This is a genomic window from Rhizobium sp. T1470 (assembly GCF_042140505.1).
Taxonomy (GTDB): Bacteria; Pseudomonadota; Alphaproteobacteria; order Rhizobiales; family Rhizobiaceae; genus Rhizobium; species Rhizobium favelukesii.
Window position 1 is genome coordinate 3,066,558 of sequence record NZ_CP148091.1, and the last position, 14,540, is coordinate 3,081,097.

17 protein-coding genes are annotated in these 14,540 nt (G+C 60.6%); 11 read left to right on the plus strand and 6 right to left on the minus strand.

Features of this window, described 5'->3' with window-relative positions:
- Positions 1-26: 26 nt before the first annotated feature.
- Positions 27-920, minus strand: a complete 894-nt coding sequence (locus tag WGT02_RS15475) for a branched-chain amino acid aminotransferase (RefSeq protein WP_208250011.1) — start codon at positions 918-920, stop codon at positions 27-29.
- A 255-nt stretch (positions 921-1,175) separates the two neighbouring features.
- Here WGT02_RS15475 and WGT02_RS15480 point away from each other — a divergent pair, with 255 nt between their 5' ends.
- From WGT02_RS15480 to WGT02_RS15495, 4 genes are read left to right on the plus strand one after another with little or no spacing between them, the layout of a single operon-like run.
- Positions 1,176-1,673: a MarR family winged helix-turn-helix transcriptional regulator gene (locus tag WGT02_RS15480; RefSeq protein WP_024313851.1), complete on the plus strand. Its 498-nt coding sequence runs from the start codon at positions 1,176-1,178 to the stop codon at positions 1,671-1,673.
- Entirely contained in the window at positions 1,674-2,375 is a 702-nt protein-coding gene (locus tag WGT02_RS15485) for a response regulator (RefSeq protein ID WP_024313852.1), read from the plus strand. It abuts the gene before it with no gap.
- A gap of 28 nt (positions 2,376-2,403) precedes the next feature.
- Complete coding sequence (locus WGT02_RS15490; protein ID WP_037069911.1) at positions 2,404-3,783, plus strand: ATP-binding protein; 1,380 nt, start codon at positions 2,404-2,406, stop codon at positions 3,781-3,783.
- 8 nt (positions 3,784-3,791) lie between these two features.
- Positions 3,792-4,373, plus strand: a complete 582-nt coding sequence (locus WGT02_RS15495; RefSeq protein ID WP_024313854.1) for a DUF1349 domain-containing protein — start codon at positions 3,792-3,794, stop codon at positions 4,371-4,373.
- On the opposite strand, the gene WGT02_RS15500 is transcribed toward WGT02_RS15495, so the two are convergent.
- The 4 genes from WGT02_RS15500 to WGT02_RS15515 form a co-directional block, all read right to left on the minus strand.
- On the minus strand, positions 4,374-4,715 hold the full coding sequence (locus WGT02_RS15500) for a tRNA-binding protein (RefSeq protein ID WP_024313855.1): 342 nt from the start codon (positions 4,713-4,715) through the stop codon (positions 4,374-4,376).
- A 13-nt stretch (positions 4,716-4,728) separates the two neighbouring features.
- On the minus strand, positions 4,729-5,547 hold the full coding sequence (proC, locus tag WGT02_RS15505; protein ID WP_024313856.1) for a pyrroline-5-carboxylate reductase: 819 nt from the start codon (positions 5,545-5,547) through the stop codon (positions 4,729-4,731).
- Entirely contained in the window at positions 5,548-6,048 is a 501-nt protein-coding gene (locus tag WGT02_RS15510; protein ID WP_024313857.1) for a YbjN domain-containing protein, read from the minus strand. It lies immediately after the preceding gene.
- 391 nt (positions 6,049-6,439) lie between these two features.
- Complete coding sequence (locus WGT02_RS15515) at positions 6,440-6,700, minus strand: accessory factor UbiK family protein (protein ID WP_024313858.1); 261 nt, start codon at positions 6,698-6,700, stop codon at positions 6,440-6,442.
- 279 nt (positions 6,701-6,979) lie between these two features.
- On the opposite strand from WGT02_RS15515, the gene lgt reads away from it, so the two are divergent.
- The 7 genes from lgt to WGT02_RS15550 all read left to right on the plus strand — a co-directional run bounded on the left by lgt (position 6,980) and on the right by WGT02_RS15550 (position 13,710).
- Positions 6,980-7,861 carry a prolipoprotein diacylglyceryl transferase gene (gene lgt / locus WGT02_RS15520; RefSeq protein WP_024313859.1) on the plus strand — a complete coding sequence of 294 codons (882 nt, stop codon included), beginning with the start codon at positions 6,980-6,982 and terminating at the stop codon, positions 7,859-7,861.
- 23 nt (positions 7,862-7,884) lie between these two features.
- Positions 7,885-8,985, plus strand: a complete 1,101-nt coding sequence (locus WGT02_RS15525; RefSeq protein WP_208250010.1) for a class I SAM-dependent methyltransferase — start codon at positions 7,885-7,887, stop codon at positions 8,983-8,985.
- Between the two features lie 95 nt (positions 8,986-9,080).
- Entirely contained in the window at positions 9,081-9,875 is a 795-nt protein-coding gene (gene pgeF, locus WGT02_RS15530; protein ID WP_024313861.1) for a peptidoglycan editing factor PgeF, read from the plus strand.
- 5 nt (positions 9,876-9,880) lie between these two features.
- On the plus strand, positions 9,881-11,032 hold the full coding sequence (locus WGT02_RS15535) for a Xaa-Pro peptidase family protein (protein WP_024313862.1): 1,152 nt from the start codon (positions 9,881-9,883) through the stop codon (positions 11,030-11,032).
- A 97-nt stretch (positions 11,033-11,129) separates the two neighbouring features.
- Positions 11,130-11,960 (plus strand): hypothetical protein, encoded by an 831-nt coding sequence (locus tag WGT02_RS15540; protein WP_208250009.1) that lies wholly within the window; start codon positions 11,130-11,132, stop codon positions 11,958-11,960.
- A 106-nt stretch (positions 11,961-12,066) separates the two neighbouring features.
- Positions 12,067-12,999, plus strand: coding sequence for a ribose-phosphate pyrophosphokinase (locus WGT02_RS15545; protein WP_024313864.1), 933 nt, complete (start codon positions 12,067-12,069; stop codon positions 12,997-12,999).
- A 96-nt stretch (positions 13,000-13,095) separates the two neighbouring features.
- Positions 13,096-13,710 carry a Kazal-type serine protease inhibitor gene (locus tag WGT02_RS15550; RefSeq protein WP_375679391.1) on the plus strand — a complete coding sequence of 205 codons (615 nt, stop codon included), beginning with the start codon at positions 13,096-13,098 and terminating at the stop codon, positions 13,708-13,710.
- 107 nt (positions 13,711-13,817) lie between these two features.
- On the opposite strand, the gene WGT02_RS15555 is transcribed toward WGT02_RS15550, so the two are convergent.
- Positions 13,818-14,495, minus strand: a complete 678-nt coding sequence (locus WGT02_RS15555) for a peroxiredoxin-like family protein (protein WP_024313866.1) — start codon at positions 14,493-14,495, stop codon at positions 13,818-13,820.
- Positions 14,496-14,540: the final 45 nt, after the last annotated feature.

Sequence of the window (14,540 nt, forward strand, 5' to 3'; positions counted from 1 at the left end):
AACTCGGCCGCTCCTGCTCTTAACGATCACTCGGCCGCTGCAGCGGCCGCCGGGTATACCTCTTTTATGTAGTCGTTCATCAAAGTTTCGCTGATCGTTGCCGGCGTGAATTTATGCGGGCCGATTTCCGAGACCGGCGTCACCTCTGCCGCAGAGCCCGTCAGGAAGCACTCGCTGAAATCCGCAAGCTCCTCCGGCATGATGGCGCGCTCGATCACCTCGATACCGCGACGCTTCGCGAGCTCGATCACTGTCTGTCGGGTGATGCCGTTCAGGAAGCAATCGGGCGTCGGCGTATGGATAACGCCATCCTTGACGAAGAAAATATTTGCCCCCGTCGCTTCCGCCACCTGGCCTCGATAGTCGAGCATCATGGCATCGGCATACCCCTTGGCTTCGGCCGCATGCTTTGAAATGGTGCAGATCATGTAGAGCCCGGCAGCCTTCGAGGCGCACGGCGCCGTCTTCGGATCGGGCCGGCGATATTCGGCAATGTCGAGCCGGATGCCCTTCAGCTTCTCTGCCGGATTGAAGTAGCTCCCCCATTGCCAAATGGCGATCGCGACGTTGATGCGGTTCGATTGAGCGGACACGCCCATCATCTCGCTACCGCGCCAAGCGATCGGCCGGACATAGGCATCGGAGAAGCCCTGGCGCTTCAGGAGCTCGATCGTCGCCGCATCCAGTTCAGCAACCGAATAAGGCACCTTGAAGCCGAGGATCTGCGCGGACGTGTGCAGGCGCTGGTTATGTTCCGTGAGCTTAAAAACCCTACCGCCGTAGGCGCGCTCCCCCTCGAATACCGCGCTTGCGTAGTGGAGACCATGGGTCAGCACGTGGATCTTTGCGTCTTTCCAGGGCACGAACGCACCGTTGAACCAGATTTCGCCATCCAATTGATCAAAGGGAACTGAAGCCATTTCTCACTCCTCCGGCGCCCGCACGCCATTGCTGTTGATTGTTGTCCCCAATACGTTTTATCCACTCACGCAGGGGAAAATTACGCATTGTAGTGAAGTTTGCGAAGTCAGGCCAAATTTCCAGTGGAAATGGCGTCCTCTTCCGGCTTCGCAACGCTTGGGGAAGCTAGCAACGGCGCAGAGATACGTCAACAATGCTGACATATTTTAACGAGCGCTTCCCGCACGGTGCGCAACAAGAAAGGAAATGCCAAGTTGGCACGCCAGACGAGCCCGAAGGCGGGCAAGCCCGAACCGCTGAAGATGCCGATGGAAAACACGCAAAGCATCGATTTCGAGATCATCGAGCTTCTGTTTTTCTCCTATCGTGACTTCGTTTCCGATCCCGACGCCATTCTTGCGGAGATCGGTTTCGGGCGGGCGCACCACCGTGTCGTTCACTTTGTTAACCGCAACCCCGGTATGACGGTTGCCGATCTGCTGGATACATTGAAGATTACCAAGCAGAGTCTCGCAAGAGTGCTCAAACAACTCATCGATTCGGGGTATATTCGCCAGATTGCAGGGCCTGAAGACAGGCGGCAGCGCAAGCTCTATCCTACCAAGCTGGGGCGCGAGCTGGCCCTTGCTCTGGCAGAGCCGCAATCGCGCCGTATTGAGAGAGCATTCGACGGAGCTTCTCCTGAGGTACGGGAAGGCATAAAGGCCTTCCTGAGGGGTATGCGGAACAGACAAAACGCGAAAGCAGACTGAATGGCGACAAAGACAGTGATTTCGGACGACGCTGCGCACTTGCTTGTTGTGGACGACGACACGCGTATCCGTGCCCTGCTGAACCGCTATTTGACCGAGAACGGGTTCCGGGTGACGGTGGCCGCGGACGGCGCGGAAGCGCAGCGCAAGCTTGCCGGACTGGACTTCGACCTCATCATCATGGACGTCATGATGCCAGGCGATTCCGGGATCGACGTGACCAGGGATCTGCGCACGATCAAGAACGTGCCGATCATCATGCTGACGGCACTGGCAGAGTCGGGCAGTCGCATCGCCGGACTGGAGGCCGGCGCCGACGATTATCTGGCCAAGCCCTTCGACCCGCGCGAACTCGTGCTGCGCGTCAACAACATCCTGCGCCGCAATGTCTCCAACGATGCGCCGAAGATCGAACAGGTGATGTTCGGACCATATACCTTCTCCCTGACGCGCAAGGAGCTGAAGAAGGCCTCCGAAGTGGTCCGGTTGACGGATCGCGAGCAGGAAATCATGCTGCTGTTTGCCAAGCGCGCCGGCGATACCATTCCGCGGCACGAGCTCATCGGCAACGATGTCGATGTCGGCGAGCGCACCATCGATGTGCAGATCAACCGCCTGCGACGCAAGATCGAGGACGATCCCGCAAATCCGGTCTGGCTGCAGACGGTTCGTGGTATAGGATACCGGTTGAGCATCGATTGACAGTCGCAACCCCAGGACCAGCGACCAAATGGTGACATTCGACTCCCTTCGGCGCGAGGACCGCCCGCCCGCCCGCGGCTGGCGGTCGATGATCCGCAGATTACGGCTCTACCTGCCGACCGGCCTTTACGTCCGCTCGCTTCTCATCATCATCATCCCGATGTTGCTGCTCCAGTCCGTCGTCGCGGCCTTGTTCATGGAACGCCACTGGCAGATGGTGACGCAGCGCCTCTCTGCTGCGGTCACACGCGACATCGCAGCGGTCATCCAGATCATCGAGACCTATCCACAGGATACTGATTACAGCGAGGTCACGCGCATAGCACGCGACCAGCTGGGCCTGCAGATCTCGATCGAACCGGACGGCGACCTGCCGCCGCCACGCACCAAGCCGTTTTTCTCAATCCTTGATGGCATCCTGAGCGACGAGATCAGCGACCAGGTCAAACGCCCGTTCTGGATCGACACGCTGGGCGATTCCAACCTCGTCGAGATCCGCATCAAGCTCGAAGACAAGATCCTTCGCGTGCTGGCAAGACGCAACTCCACCTACGCCTCCAACACCCACATCTTCATCGTCTGGATGGTCGGCGCTTCGCTGGTGCTGATCGGCATATCGATCCTCTTCCTGCGGGGACAGATCCGGCCGATCCTTGCGCTCGCAAACGCAGCAGAAAGCTTCGGCAAGGGCCAGAAGGCTGACAACTTCCACCCGCGCGGTGCAGACGAGGTTCGCCGCGCAGGCCTCGCCTTCATTCTGATGCGCGAGCGCATCGAGCGGCAGATGGAGCAGCGCACGGCGATGCTGACCGGTGTGAGCCACGATCTGCGCACGATTCTGACCCGCTTCAAGCTGCAACTGGCGCTGGCCGGCGACAATCCCGACCTGCACGGCCTGAACGACGACATCAATGACATGCAATCGATGCTCGAGGCTTACATGGCCTTCGCGCGAAGCGAGGTCGAAGAAGACGTCGGCGAAATGAAGCTCAGCGACCTCTTTGCAAAGCTTGAGACCGATTTCGAACTTCACGAGGGCAAGACACTCAAATACTCCATAGAAGGCGATGACGGCATTGCGGTGCGTCCAAACGCCTTCGCGCGCCTTGTGACGAACCTCGCCTCGAATGCTCGCCGCTACGCCACCACCCTCGACGTCAACGCCAAACACAGTGCCAAGTGGCTGACGATCACCTTTGACGACGATGGTCCAGGCATTCCCGAGAAGAACCGCGAGGATGTCTTCAAGCCATTCTTCCGGCTCGATGAAGCGCGCAATCTCGACGCCTCGGGCACGGGCCTCGGTCTTGCCATTGCCCGCGACATCGCCCGAAGCCACGGCGGCAACGTGACGCTCGGCGACAGCCCTCTGGGCGGTCTGCGGGCGACCGTGCGCCTACCGGCGTGAAAAAACAGATGATGATCGATACGGCGCGAATGACATGGCTGAACCCGCCGCCTCGCTTTGAAGAGCGCAACGGCGACCTGCATGTCTGGTCTGGACCGAAGACGGACTTCTGGCAAGGAACCTACTACGGCTTTCACCGCGACGACGGGCATTTCCTGCATCAGCGAAGAGGCGGCGACTTTTCGGCCGAAGTATCCTTCTCCGCACGCTATGAGGAACTCTACGACCAGGCCGGCATGATGGTTCGGGCCGACGCGACGCATTGGATGAAATGCGGGATCGAGTATACCGATGGAGCAATGCACTTCAGCGTCGTCGTGACCAATGGCAACTCCGACTGGTCAGCCTTTCGGCTCGACCATGCATTCGAGCGCATGGGCGTGCGCGTAACGCGAACCGGCGATGCCCTGTTCATTCAATACAGAACAGACCGGATGGAGGACTGGCGCATGGCGCGGCTTGCTTGGTTCGATCCGGCATTGGTGCAGGTTGCCGTCGGCCCGGCATTCTGCTCGCCGCAACGCGCCGGCTTTGAAGCCGTATTCCATGCGTTCTCGCTGACCGACCCGCTGTCGCGCGATATCCACTGATCACATCAGCTTCTTGCCGTTCGGCACTGGCTTGTCCGGTGCCGCAAGAACAATCGCGCCCGCTTCGTCCTCGAAACCGAGGGTCAGGACTTCTGAGCGAACTGGGCCGATCTGTCGCGGCGGAAAGTTGACCACACCTAGAACCTGCCGACCGATCAGGCTCTCGGGCGTATAGTGAACGGTGATCTGGGCCGATGATTTCTTAAGGCCGATTTCCGCCCCGAAGTCGATCAACAGCTTGAAGGCCGGCTTGCGCGCTTCCGGGAACGGAGTTGCCTCGACAATCGTCCCGACACGGATGTCGACACGCTCGAAGTCGGCATAGGTGATTTCGTCAGCCATGGTCTGGATGTCCTCAGCCGGCAAGCTCTTCGGCACGCTTGCGTGCTGCTGCAAGGGCCTTGTCGAAAAGAGGCTGCATCGCGTCCTCGGCCATAAGGACGGAAAGCGCGGCAGCCGTCGTGCCGCCCGGCGAGGTCACGTTCTGGCGCAACCGCGAGGCGTCGTCGGGGGACTGGTGCAAAAGCTCACCAGCCCCCGCGACAGTTTCCCGTGCAAGACGCATGGCAAGGTCCGCCTGCAAGCCAAGTTTACGGCCTGCCTCTGCCATACACTCGACGAGATAAAACACATACGCCGGTCCGCTTCCCGACAGGGCCGTGACGGCATCGATGTCGGCTTCGGTTGGAACCCACTCGACCGGACCGGATACACGCAACAGAGAATGGACTAGCTCGCGCTGCGCATCTGTGACGCGCGCATTGGCAAACGCACCCGTAATGCCACGACCGACCATGGCCGGCGTATTCGGCATGGCGCGCACCATCGCAGCCTCGCCGAGATGCTTTTTAAGGAACGACAATGTCTTGCCAGCGGCAACGGACACGACGACCGTCTCCGGTCCGACCGTTGCCTTGACCGGCGCCAGCACGCCATCCATTACCTGCGGCTTGACCGCAAGGAAAAGAACGCCTGCCGTCAACCCTGCCGGGGCCGAGATGACGTGCGTCACGCCGGCATCGTTGATCGTCTTCATCATCTGCTCCGACGGGGCGGGATCGATGACGACGACGGAGGAACCGGCCACGCCGCTCTTGAGCCAGCCGGAGAGCATCGCGCCCCCCATGTTGCCGGCACCGACGAGAACGACAGGACCTGAAGATGCGGATGACATTTACGCCTCGCCGACCGTTTCGAAGAGAACCGCTTCCATAGCGCGGTTCGCTTCCATGCCGGACCAGATCACGAACTGGAAGGCCTGATAATACGCCTCGCAAGTGTCGAGTGCACTAGCCAGCAGAACCTCGACCTGTCGATTGGTCGGCTCGGCACCACCGGCAAGCAGCAACGACTGGCGGAAAATGATGACATCTTCCTGGCGCCAGAGGTCGAAGTGTCCCATCAGCACCTGACCATTGATCGCGGCCAGGAGCTTGGTGACTTCGTTGACACGCTGTTCGGGAACCCTGACGTCGAAGGCGCAGCCTAGGTGCAGCGCCTCAAACTCTTCCATCCAGGAAAAGGAAACGTGGTAGTCGGTCCACTTCCCTTCAACCGTCATCGCAATCTCGTCATCGCCCGACCGCTCGAAAGACCAGTCGTTATTGGCGGCGACGTACTCGATCATATCGACCGGGTTCGACTGACGCTCGACTTCCAATTCCATGAGGCTCATGCAGCACCTTCTTGACCGGAGTGAATGCGAACCAACTTCTCAACGAGACACAAGGAGAACACACGCAACAGCCGGAACCACCAACCCTGATGACCGTTGAACCGCTACCAGACTTAACGCAGTCAAACCTGCCTGGAGCTTATCAACTGCTTCGAATCATCATTTAAAATCAGTGTATAACGGGCTAGGCGACGCGCCAGCCCCTCACAGCCGTTTTAGGGAACGGCACTGTGGAAAGCTTTTCGGGTTTCCATTCAGAAGGAGGGTTTAAATGACTCTGCCCATTGATCTTTTTGGCAGTGTCCACAGGTGGATAACGACACCCGGTTTTTAAGTCACAGCCGCAGCGTGTCTCATAAAGGTCACACCACGGCCTGTGTCACAGCGGGAATTATTTGCCCTTGGCTGCAAGCTTCGCTTCAAGGGCGGCGATCCGGGCAAGGAGGGCGTCGTTTTCATCGCGCGCCTTGATCGCCATGTCACGCACGACCTCGAATTCCTCGCGCTTGACGACGTCGAGAGTATTGAGCCAGCGCTCCGCCTGCGCATTGAAGGCTGTCTCGATTTCCTTGCGCACACCCTGGGCCGCGCCGGCGGCATCCGTCATCAGCTTGGCGAACTCGTCCATGATGCGGTTTGCTCCAGTCGTCATGGCGGTGTTCTCCCTTTACAACATACAACGTGCGGCCTTTGGGGCCTTTCAAGAATGAGGTAGGGCTTCGCCGCTAAGGATGCAAGCGCTTTGCTCTGGATAAGCCTGCCCGTGCGCCGCGATCGCCAACAATCGACTTGACCGTTTTTGATAGCAGCGCCATCTTCCGCCCACATCGAGCTTGGCGCGCCTTTAGAAAGTCGCAAAGGACGCCTTGAACTGAACTGCGTTCGTCCGACCGGCCACTCCGTAGGGCTCACGCCAGCGAATGGGAAACCCTTGCCGACAGCAGCCAATCTCCTGGCGATCATGCCCTTCCCCGAGATCGACCCGATCGCCTTTTCGCTCGGCCCGCTTTCAATTCACTGGTACGGACTTGCCTATGTCGCCGGCATCATGCTCGGCTGGTACTATGGCCGTCTGATCGCCGCAAACAACAAGCTATGGCCAGGCGATGTTTCCCCGATCACCAAGGTGCAGCTCGACGATTTCATCATCTGGGTCGCTCTCGGCATCGTTCTCGGCGGGCGCATCGGCTACATCCTGTTTTACGACATGCCGGCAGTGATCGAGAGCCCGATCCGAGCCATCCAGATATGGAACGGCGGCATGTCGTTCCACGGCGGACTGACGGGCACCACGATCGCGATGATCATCTTCGCACGTCGCAACGGCATACCGATCTGGAGCCTGTTCGACATCGTCTCGGCGGTCGTCCCGATCGGCTTGTTCTGCGGCCGTATCGCCAACTTCGTCAATGGTGAGCTGTGGGGTCGCCTGACGGATGCGCCGTGGGGCATGGTTTTCTGCAATCAGTACATTGAGAAGACCAACGGCTACTGCCCTGGCGGCGACTTTGTTCGCCATCCCAGCCAGCTCTATGAGGCTGGGCTGGAGGGCATCGTGCTGCTCTTGGTTCTCGCCGTTCTGATCTACGGCTTCCGCGCCCTGAAGGCGCCGGGCTTCGTCACCGGCGTCTTCGTCTGCGGCTACGCACTTTCTCGTATTTTCGTCGAATTCTTCCGCGAACCGGATGCCCAGCTGGGCTACCTGCTGGGCACCAATTGGCTCACCATGGGCATGGTGCTTTCCACGCCGATGGTTCTGCTGGGAATCTGGGCCATGCTTTTGGCCCGCCGTCAGGCTGCCTTGCAGCACTGAACGCAGCCGGACAGGAGGTATCGATGAGCACCGCGCTCGGTGAGAAGATCAAGGCGATCATCCAGGCAAACGGCCCGATCAGCGTCACGGACTTTTTCTCGCTGTGCCTCGCCGATCCCGAACACGGTTACTACAGGACCCGCGAGCCTTTCGGGCGCTCGGGCGACTTCGTCACCGCGCCGGAGGTGAGCCAGCTTTTTGGCGAGATGATCGGCGTCTTCATCGTCCATGCCTGGCAGCGACACGGAACCCCTGGAGGTGTCCGTCTTGTCGAGATCGGCCCCGGTCGCGGCACGATGATGTCGGATATGCTGCGCGTCATTTCCCGCATAGCACCGCCGCTCTTTGAGGACATGACGGTGCACCTCGTCGAAACGAGCGAGCGTCTGCGCGACATCCAGCAGGAAACGCTTGCGTCGTATCGCGACAAGGTCAGCTGGCATCAAGGTTTCGACGACGTGACGCCGGGTTTTTCGCTCGTCGCGGCGAACGAATTGTTCGATGCCATTCCGATCCGTCAGTTCGTGAAGACGACGACAGGGTTCCGCGAGCGCATGGTCGGCGTCGACGCAGGCGGTGAACTGGCCTTCGGCGTCGGGGTGGCAGGGATCGATCCAGGCCTTCTGCCCTCGCCGGAAGAGGATGTGCTCCCGGGAACGCTGTTTGAAATCTCGTCGGCTCGCCAGTCGGTGATGGTAGCGATCTGCGATCGGCTGAAGGAATATGGGGGAACGGCTGTCGCCATCGACTACGGGCACCTCGTAAGTGGCTACGGCGATACGCTGCAGGCGGTGCGCATGCATGAGTATGACCCGCCGCTGGCACATCCGGGCGAAGCCGACCTTACGAGCCACGTCGATTTCCAGGCCCTGGCGCAGGCCGCCACCTCGGCTGGCGTTCACCTGAACGGCATGCTTCACCAGGGCGATTTTCTTGTCGGCCTCGGCATTCTCGATCGCGCAGCGGCGCTTGGCCGAGACCGGGAAGCACATACGCGCCAGATTATCCAAACCGCCGTCGATCGACTTGCCGGCGAAGGCGAAGGGCGCATGGGCGAACTCTTCAAGGTCATGGCGGTCTCTCACCCGACCGTGGATTTGATGCCCTTCCGTCCAGCGGATTGACAGCGCAAGCGCCGCTCGCCAACATCCGCCGCAACCGACGGGCTTCGCCATCCGAAAATGGCGCATAAGCAGTTCAAGCAATCTTGGAAGTTTTAATGACACAAGCAGCATCTCCGGCACCGATCCAAAGCACGCTGCTGAGCGAGACAACCGGTGACGCGATTCTCCATGGCTATTTTACGCGGGAAGGCGGCGTTTCGGACGGCATCTATCGCGGCCTGAATGTTGGCCTCGGCTCGAACGACGAGCGCGAGAAGGTTCAGGAGAACCGCCGCCGCGTGGCAAACTGGTTTGAATTGCCTGTCGAGCGTCTCGCTACCGTGCACCAGGTCCACTCTCCCGATGTGGTCATCGTCGACAAGGACTATGACGGATCCCGGCCAGCAGCAGATGCGATGGTAACGGCAACCCCCGGCATAGCGCTTGGTGTTCTGGCAGCCGACTGCGGACCCATCCTTTTCGCCGACGCGACGAACGGTGTCATCGGTGCCGCTCATGCCGGTTGGAAAGGCGTCCTAACCGGCGTGTTGGAGAACACGATTGACGCCATGGTCCGACTTGGCGCGAAGCGGGAGGCAATCGTTGCCTGCCTCGGGCCATCGATCAGCCAGGCGAGCTACGAGGTCGGCCCGGAATTCGTGGAGCGCTTTGTCACACTGGATCCATCTTACGAGCGCTACTTCGTGTCCTCAGGAAAGCCGGGGCACGCGATGTTCGACCTGCCGGCGCTGACTGTCGATCGGCTGCGCGTCGCCGGTGTCCGCGCAGAAACCCTGGGGATCTGCACTTATCCCGACACCGAGCGATTCTTCTCTTATCGCCGGACCACACATAACAAGGAGCCGGACTACGGCCGCCAAATTTCTGCAATCGCAATCAGGGAGATTTAAGCGGCATGGCCCTGCACTTCGACAGACCCGAATTCGCCGTCCGTCTCGCACGTCTGACCGATAGAATGCGCGAAGAAAAGCTGGACGCCCTGCTGCTCTTTGCGCAGGAAAGCATGTACTGGCTGACCGGCTACGACACCTTCGGCTACTGCTTCTTCCAGACGCTTGTCGTCAAGGCCGACGGGACAATGGCCTTGATCACGCGCTCCGCCGACCTGCGCCAGGCCAAGCACACCTCTATCTTGGAAAATGTCCAAATCTGGGTCGACCGCGTGAATGCCGACCCGACCGTCGACCTCAGGAACCTGTTGGTCGAGATGGACCTGCTCGGCGCCAGGATCGGCGTCGAGTACGATACCCATGGCATGACGGGCCGCGTTGCCCGGATGCTCGATGCGCAGTTGACGTCGTTCGGACAGATCGTCGACGCCTCCTATCTCGTCAGCCGCCTGAGATTGATCAAAAGCCCGGCCGAAGTCGCCTATGTCGAACGCGCGGCCGCCCTGGCCGACGATGCGCTCGATGCGGCGCTAACGCTGACCAAGCCAGGTGCGGACGAAGCCGACATTCTGGCCGCCATGCAGGGCGCCGTCTTTGCCGGTGGCGGCGACTACCCGGCGAACGAATTCATCATTGGCTCCGCCGAGGACGCACTGCTCTGCCGCTACAAGGCCGGCCGCCGCAAGCTCGATGCGAACGATCAGCTGACGCTCGAATGGGCAGGCGCGTACGCGCACTACCATGTGGCAATGATGCGTACCATCGTCATCGGCGAACCGAACTATCGCCACCGGGAACTCTACAATGCCTGCTTCGAGACGATCCAGGCGATCGAGACCGTCCTCAAGCCGGGCCAAAGCTTCGGCGATGTTTTCGATATGCACGCGAAAATCATGGATGAACGAGGCCTTTCCCGCCACCGTCTCAACGCCTGCGGCTACTCTCTGGGCGCCCGTTTCTCGCCGTCCTGGATGGAGCATCAGATGTTCCACGTCGGAAATCCGCAGCCGATCGAGCCGAACATGTCGCTCTTCGTGCACATGATCATCATGGATTCCGACACGGGAACGGCGATGACCCTCGGGCAGACCTATCTGACGACCGACGACGTGCCCCGCGCCCTTTCGCGCCATTTTCTGGACTTCATCAACGTCTGACGCAAACCATTGCTGGCCAAGAATCCGGAATTGACACAGACCGGCGCCGGCCTTCATAAAGTGGATGGGGCCGGCACTGGGAAGGATGAAACGAGGGATGACGCGAGTTGCGACTGCGCCGATGCTCCTTGCCTGCTTTGCCCTATCCGCCTGCAACACAACCGATGCCCTGGTTCCCCTGGTCGACATCGGCGAACCCTCCGGAAGCATCCGTTCATCGCCGGTAACGCAGGGCGACGTAGAGCGCATGGCAGGCGCGGCGCCACGCCAGCAGGCCTTTGCCTCCGAACAGCGGTCGAACGGATATCACCCTGCCTACAACCAGACGGGCTACCGGCAGGGTTCTGGCGCACCACCGACCACGATGGAAGCCCAGGCTATGGCGCTGGAAAACGACCCGCTCTCGCCCGCCGCCGCCGCTCCGATAAAAGCCGAGACGCTGCCTGAGCCTGTGTCCAATGCCCAGGCCGAAGAAGAAGACATGGGGGAAACGCCCCCGCGTGAGCCGTCGCGGCAGCAAACCCAGACTGCCATGCTGAATACCAACTCCCCCTCGGCACGCGGCACGACCGTCCGCTTCCTGCCGATCATCGGCGCGCCGGTCCAGGCCGTCACGCCGCTTTCGCGCCAGCTCGGGGCCGAGGCCCGCTCGCACGGCCTTTCGATCAAGAGCTCGAACGACAGCTCCAGCGCCTACATTCTGAAGGGGTATCTCTCCGCCTTTTCTGATAGCGGTAAGGTCACGGTGGTCTACGTCTGGGACGTTCTCGACGGTGGGGGCGCTCGGTTGCACCGCATACAGGGAAAGGAAAGCGTGCCCTCGCAAGCGCAGGATCCCTGGGCCGGCGTTCCCGCGTCGGTCATGCAGCAAATCGCCTCGAAAACCATCACCGAATTCTCGACGTGGCGCGACGCTCGTGGCGGTTAAGCCACAAGCTTTTTAGAAATATAGGCGCAGATGACGCCTTAGCCCTTGCATTCAGGAGCAAGCTGGCTAAAAAGCGCGGCTATCAGCAGGTAATAGGCGGACCAAGATGAAGGTTTTCGCAGGCAATTCGAACCGGCATCTCGCCGAAGCGATCTGCAACTATCTCAACGTGCCATTGGGCAAAGCCAGCGTCAGAAGATTTGCCGATCAGGAAATCTTCGTGGAAATCCAGGAAAATGTCCGCGGCGAGGACGTGTTCGTCTTCCAGTCGACGTCTTTCCCGACGAACGATCACCTCATGGAACTGCTCATCATGATCGATGCGATGCGCCGCTCGTCGGCGCGCCGCATCACCGCCGTCCTTCCCTATTTCGGCTATGCCCGTCAGGATCGCCGCGCCTCGGGGCGTACGCCGATCTCGGCCAAGCTCGTCGCGAACCTCATCACGGAAGCCGGCGCCGATCGTGTGCTGACACTCGATTTGCACGCTGGCCAGATTCAAGGCTTCTTCGATATCCCGACGGATAACCTCTACGCTATCCCGGTCCTGACACGCGATATCAAGGCAAATCACGACATCAGCAACGTCATGGTCGTTTCGCCGGACGTCGGCGGCGTCGTTCGTGCCCGCGCGCTCGCCAAGCGCCTCGACTGTCTGCTGGCGATCGTGGACAAGCGCCGCGACCGCCCGGGTGAATCCGAAGTCATGAACATTATCGGCGAAGTTGAAGGCAAGGATTGTCTGCTGATCGACGACATCGTCGATTCCGGCGGCACGCTCTGCAACGCCGCCGACGCGCTGCTTGCGCAGGGGGCTGCAAGCGTTACCGCCTATATCACCCACGGCGTTCTCTCCGGCGGCGCGGTTACCCGCATCACCTCCTCGAAGCTGCGCGAACTGGTGATTACCGACTCCATCCAGCCGACGACGGCTGTTCAATCAGCCCACAACATCCGCGTTGTCAGCACGGCAAGCCTGATCGGCGAAGCCATCAACCGAACCAGCCAGGAAGAGTCGGTTTCCAGCCTATTCGACTGAACCTGTACGAAATTCTCAACTACCGCTGAGGTTCGAACTTCCCCGGAAATGCAACTTACGCTAGGATTTAGAAAGAAATCCAGCCATAGGGGAAGAATAATGACGCTCGCCGGATTCCTGTCGCCGCGAAAGCTCGCTCTGCTGGCGCTCATCCCGCTTCTTTCCGACTGCACCGTCGACGTCGGGCCAAGTTATTCGCGTCCGCCGCCTCGCCCGCCCGGGCCGGCGATGTGCAGCATGGAGTATGCTCCGGTCTGCGGCCAGCGCAGTGGACGTGTCGAGACCTTCACCAATGCATGTCAGGCCCGCGCAGCTGGCTTCGCGATCATCAACCGCGGCCAGTGCCGGCGCCCGACCCCGATAACATCGCGTCCGCCGCCGCCTCCTCGCGCGGCCAGGCCGCAGATGTGTACCATGGAATATGCTCCGGTCTGCGGCCAGCGTGGGGCACGTGTCCAGACCTTCGCCAATGCATGCCAGGCGCGCGCCGCCAACTTCGCGGTCATCAGCCGCGGCCAGTGCGCCCGACAGCCCGGCATAACGGTGCGCCCGCAGCGTCCGGCACCGCGACCGCAGCCGGGCGGCATCTGCACACGCGAGTACCGGCCGGTCTGCGGCCAGCGCGGCTCGCAGATCAGGACGTTCCCGAACGCTTGCGAAGCAAGCAACAGGGGTTTCCGCATCGTAAGCCAGGGCGCGTGCCGGCGGTGAAACAGCAACCCTCATAGGCGGCTTCCGCTTCCGCGTGCGGGAGCCGAAGCGCGTCTGTCGAAGTGGACTGGGGCGTGACGAGCGGACCTGAAAGCCCGCGACGCGTGTTAGGCGGCGATGTGCGATGCCGCCGACATGACTTCTTCGGGGGCCGGCACGCCGAACATGTGTCGACCGTCGTCGGCGACTTCAGTAAAACACCATCTGATGACGCCATCGCGGTCGAGCAGGAATTCGCCGACCAACTGGCCCTCTCCCGTTGCGATCATGCGCTTATCGTCGTCGGTGAATTCGTAGCCATCGGCATTGTCGAGGAATTCGACAGCCGCCATCGGCGCCATCGGCTGAGGCAGATCGGGCATATCGACCCGCATCGAGGTCAGCGTGTCGAGACTAACCTTATAAGGCCAGACTGTCTCCGACTGCGTGAACTCGAGATTGGGAAGTCCGAAGGCGCGATGCGATATCCGGTCGGGATCGGATGCGGCCACCAGATTGGGCAAGGGGTGGTAACGGAAATAGAGGCGCGCTCGGTCGATGGGCGTGTTGACGATCGTCAGGCTCTCGACGCCCTTTTGCTGGAGATCACCCGCGAGGCTCGCCATCGAGGCGATTTGCCGCCGGCAGAATGGACAGTGGAGCCCGCGAAACAGGCCGACCAGCACAGGCTTCTGCCCCCGGAAGTCATCGATCGATATCTTGCCCTGGCGGGTGATCGCATCGAGAATGACGTTCGGCGCGCGGTCGCCGGGCTGCAGCGGTCTTTCGCTTTGATTTTCGGGCATGATAGCCTCCCTCACAGACGCGTCGGCGAGACGCCGAACAGAAGA

Bases quoted from the DNA above. Each gene is read 5' to 3' on its own strand.
- WGT02_RS15500 (WP_024313855.1), bottom strand. From the start codon at position 4,715: ATGGCTGACGAAATCACCTATGCCGACTTCGAGCGTGTCGACATCCGT.
- proC (WP_024313856.1), bottom strand. From the start codon at position 5,547: ATGTCATCCGCATCTTCAGGTCCTGTCGTTCTCGTCGGTGCCGGCAAC.
- WGT02_RS15525 (WP_208250010.1), top strand. From the start codon at position 7,885: ATGAGCACCGCGCTCGGTGAGAAGATCAAGGCGATCATCCAGGCAAAC.
- WGT02_RS15535 (WP_024313862.1), top strand. From the start codon at position 9,881: ATGGCCCTGCACTTCGACAGACCCGAATTCGCCGTCCGTCTCGCACGT.
- WGT02_RS15510 (WP_024313857.1), bottom strand. From the start codon at position 6,048: ATGAGCCTCATGGAATTGGAAGTCGAGCGTCAGTCGAACCCGGTCGAT.
- WGT02_RS15490 (WP_037069911.1), top strand. From the start codon at position 2,404: ATGGTGACATTCGACTCCCTTCGGCGCGAGGACCGCCCGCCCGCCCGC.
- WGT02_RS15515 (WP_024313858.1), bottom strand. From the start codon at position 6,700: ATGACGACTGGAGCAAACCGCATCATGGACGAGTTCGCCAAGCTGATG.
- WGT02_RS15475 (WP_208250011.1), bottom strand. From the start codon at position 920: ATGGCTTCAGTTCCCTTTGATCAATTGGATGGCGAAATCTGGTTCAAC.
- WGT02_RS15495 (WP_024313854.1), top strand. From the start codon at position 3,792: ATGATGATCGATACGGCGCGAATGACATGGCTGAACCCGCCGCCTCGC.
- WGT02_RS15540 (WP_208250009.1), top strand. From the start codon at position 11,130: ATGACGCGAGTTGCGACTGCGCCGATGCTCCTTGCCTGCTTTGCCCTA.
- WGT02_RS15555 (WP_024313866.1), bottom strand. From the start codon at position 14,495: ATGCCCGAAAATCAAAGCGAAAGACCGCTGCAGCCCGGCGACCGCGCG.
- WGT02_RS15545 (WP_024313864.1), top strand. From the start codon at position 12,067: ATGAAGGTTTTCGCAGGCAATTCGAACCGGCATCTCGCCGAAGCGATC.
- WGT02_RS15485 (WP_024313852.1), top strand. From the start codon at position 1,674: ATGGCGACAAAGACAGTGATTTCGGACGACGCTGCGCACTTGCTTGTT.
- pgeF (WP_024313861.1), top strand. From the start codon at position 9,081: ATGACACAAGCAGCATCTCCGGCACCGATCCAAAGCACGCTGCTGAGC.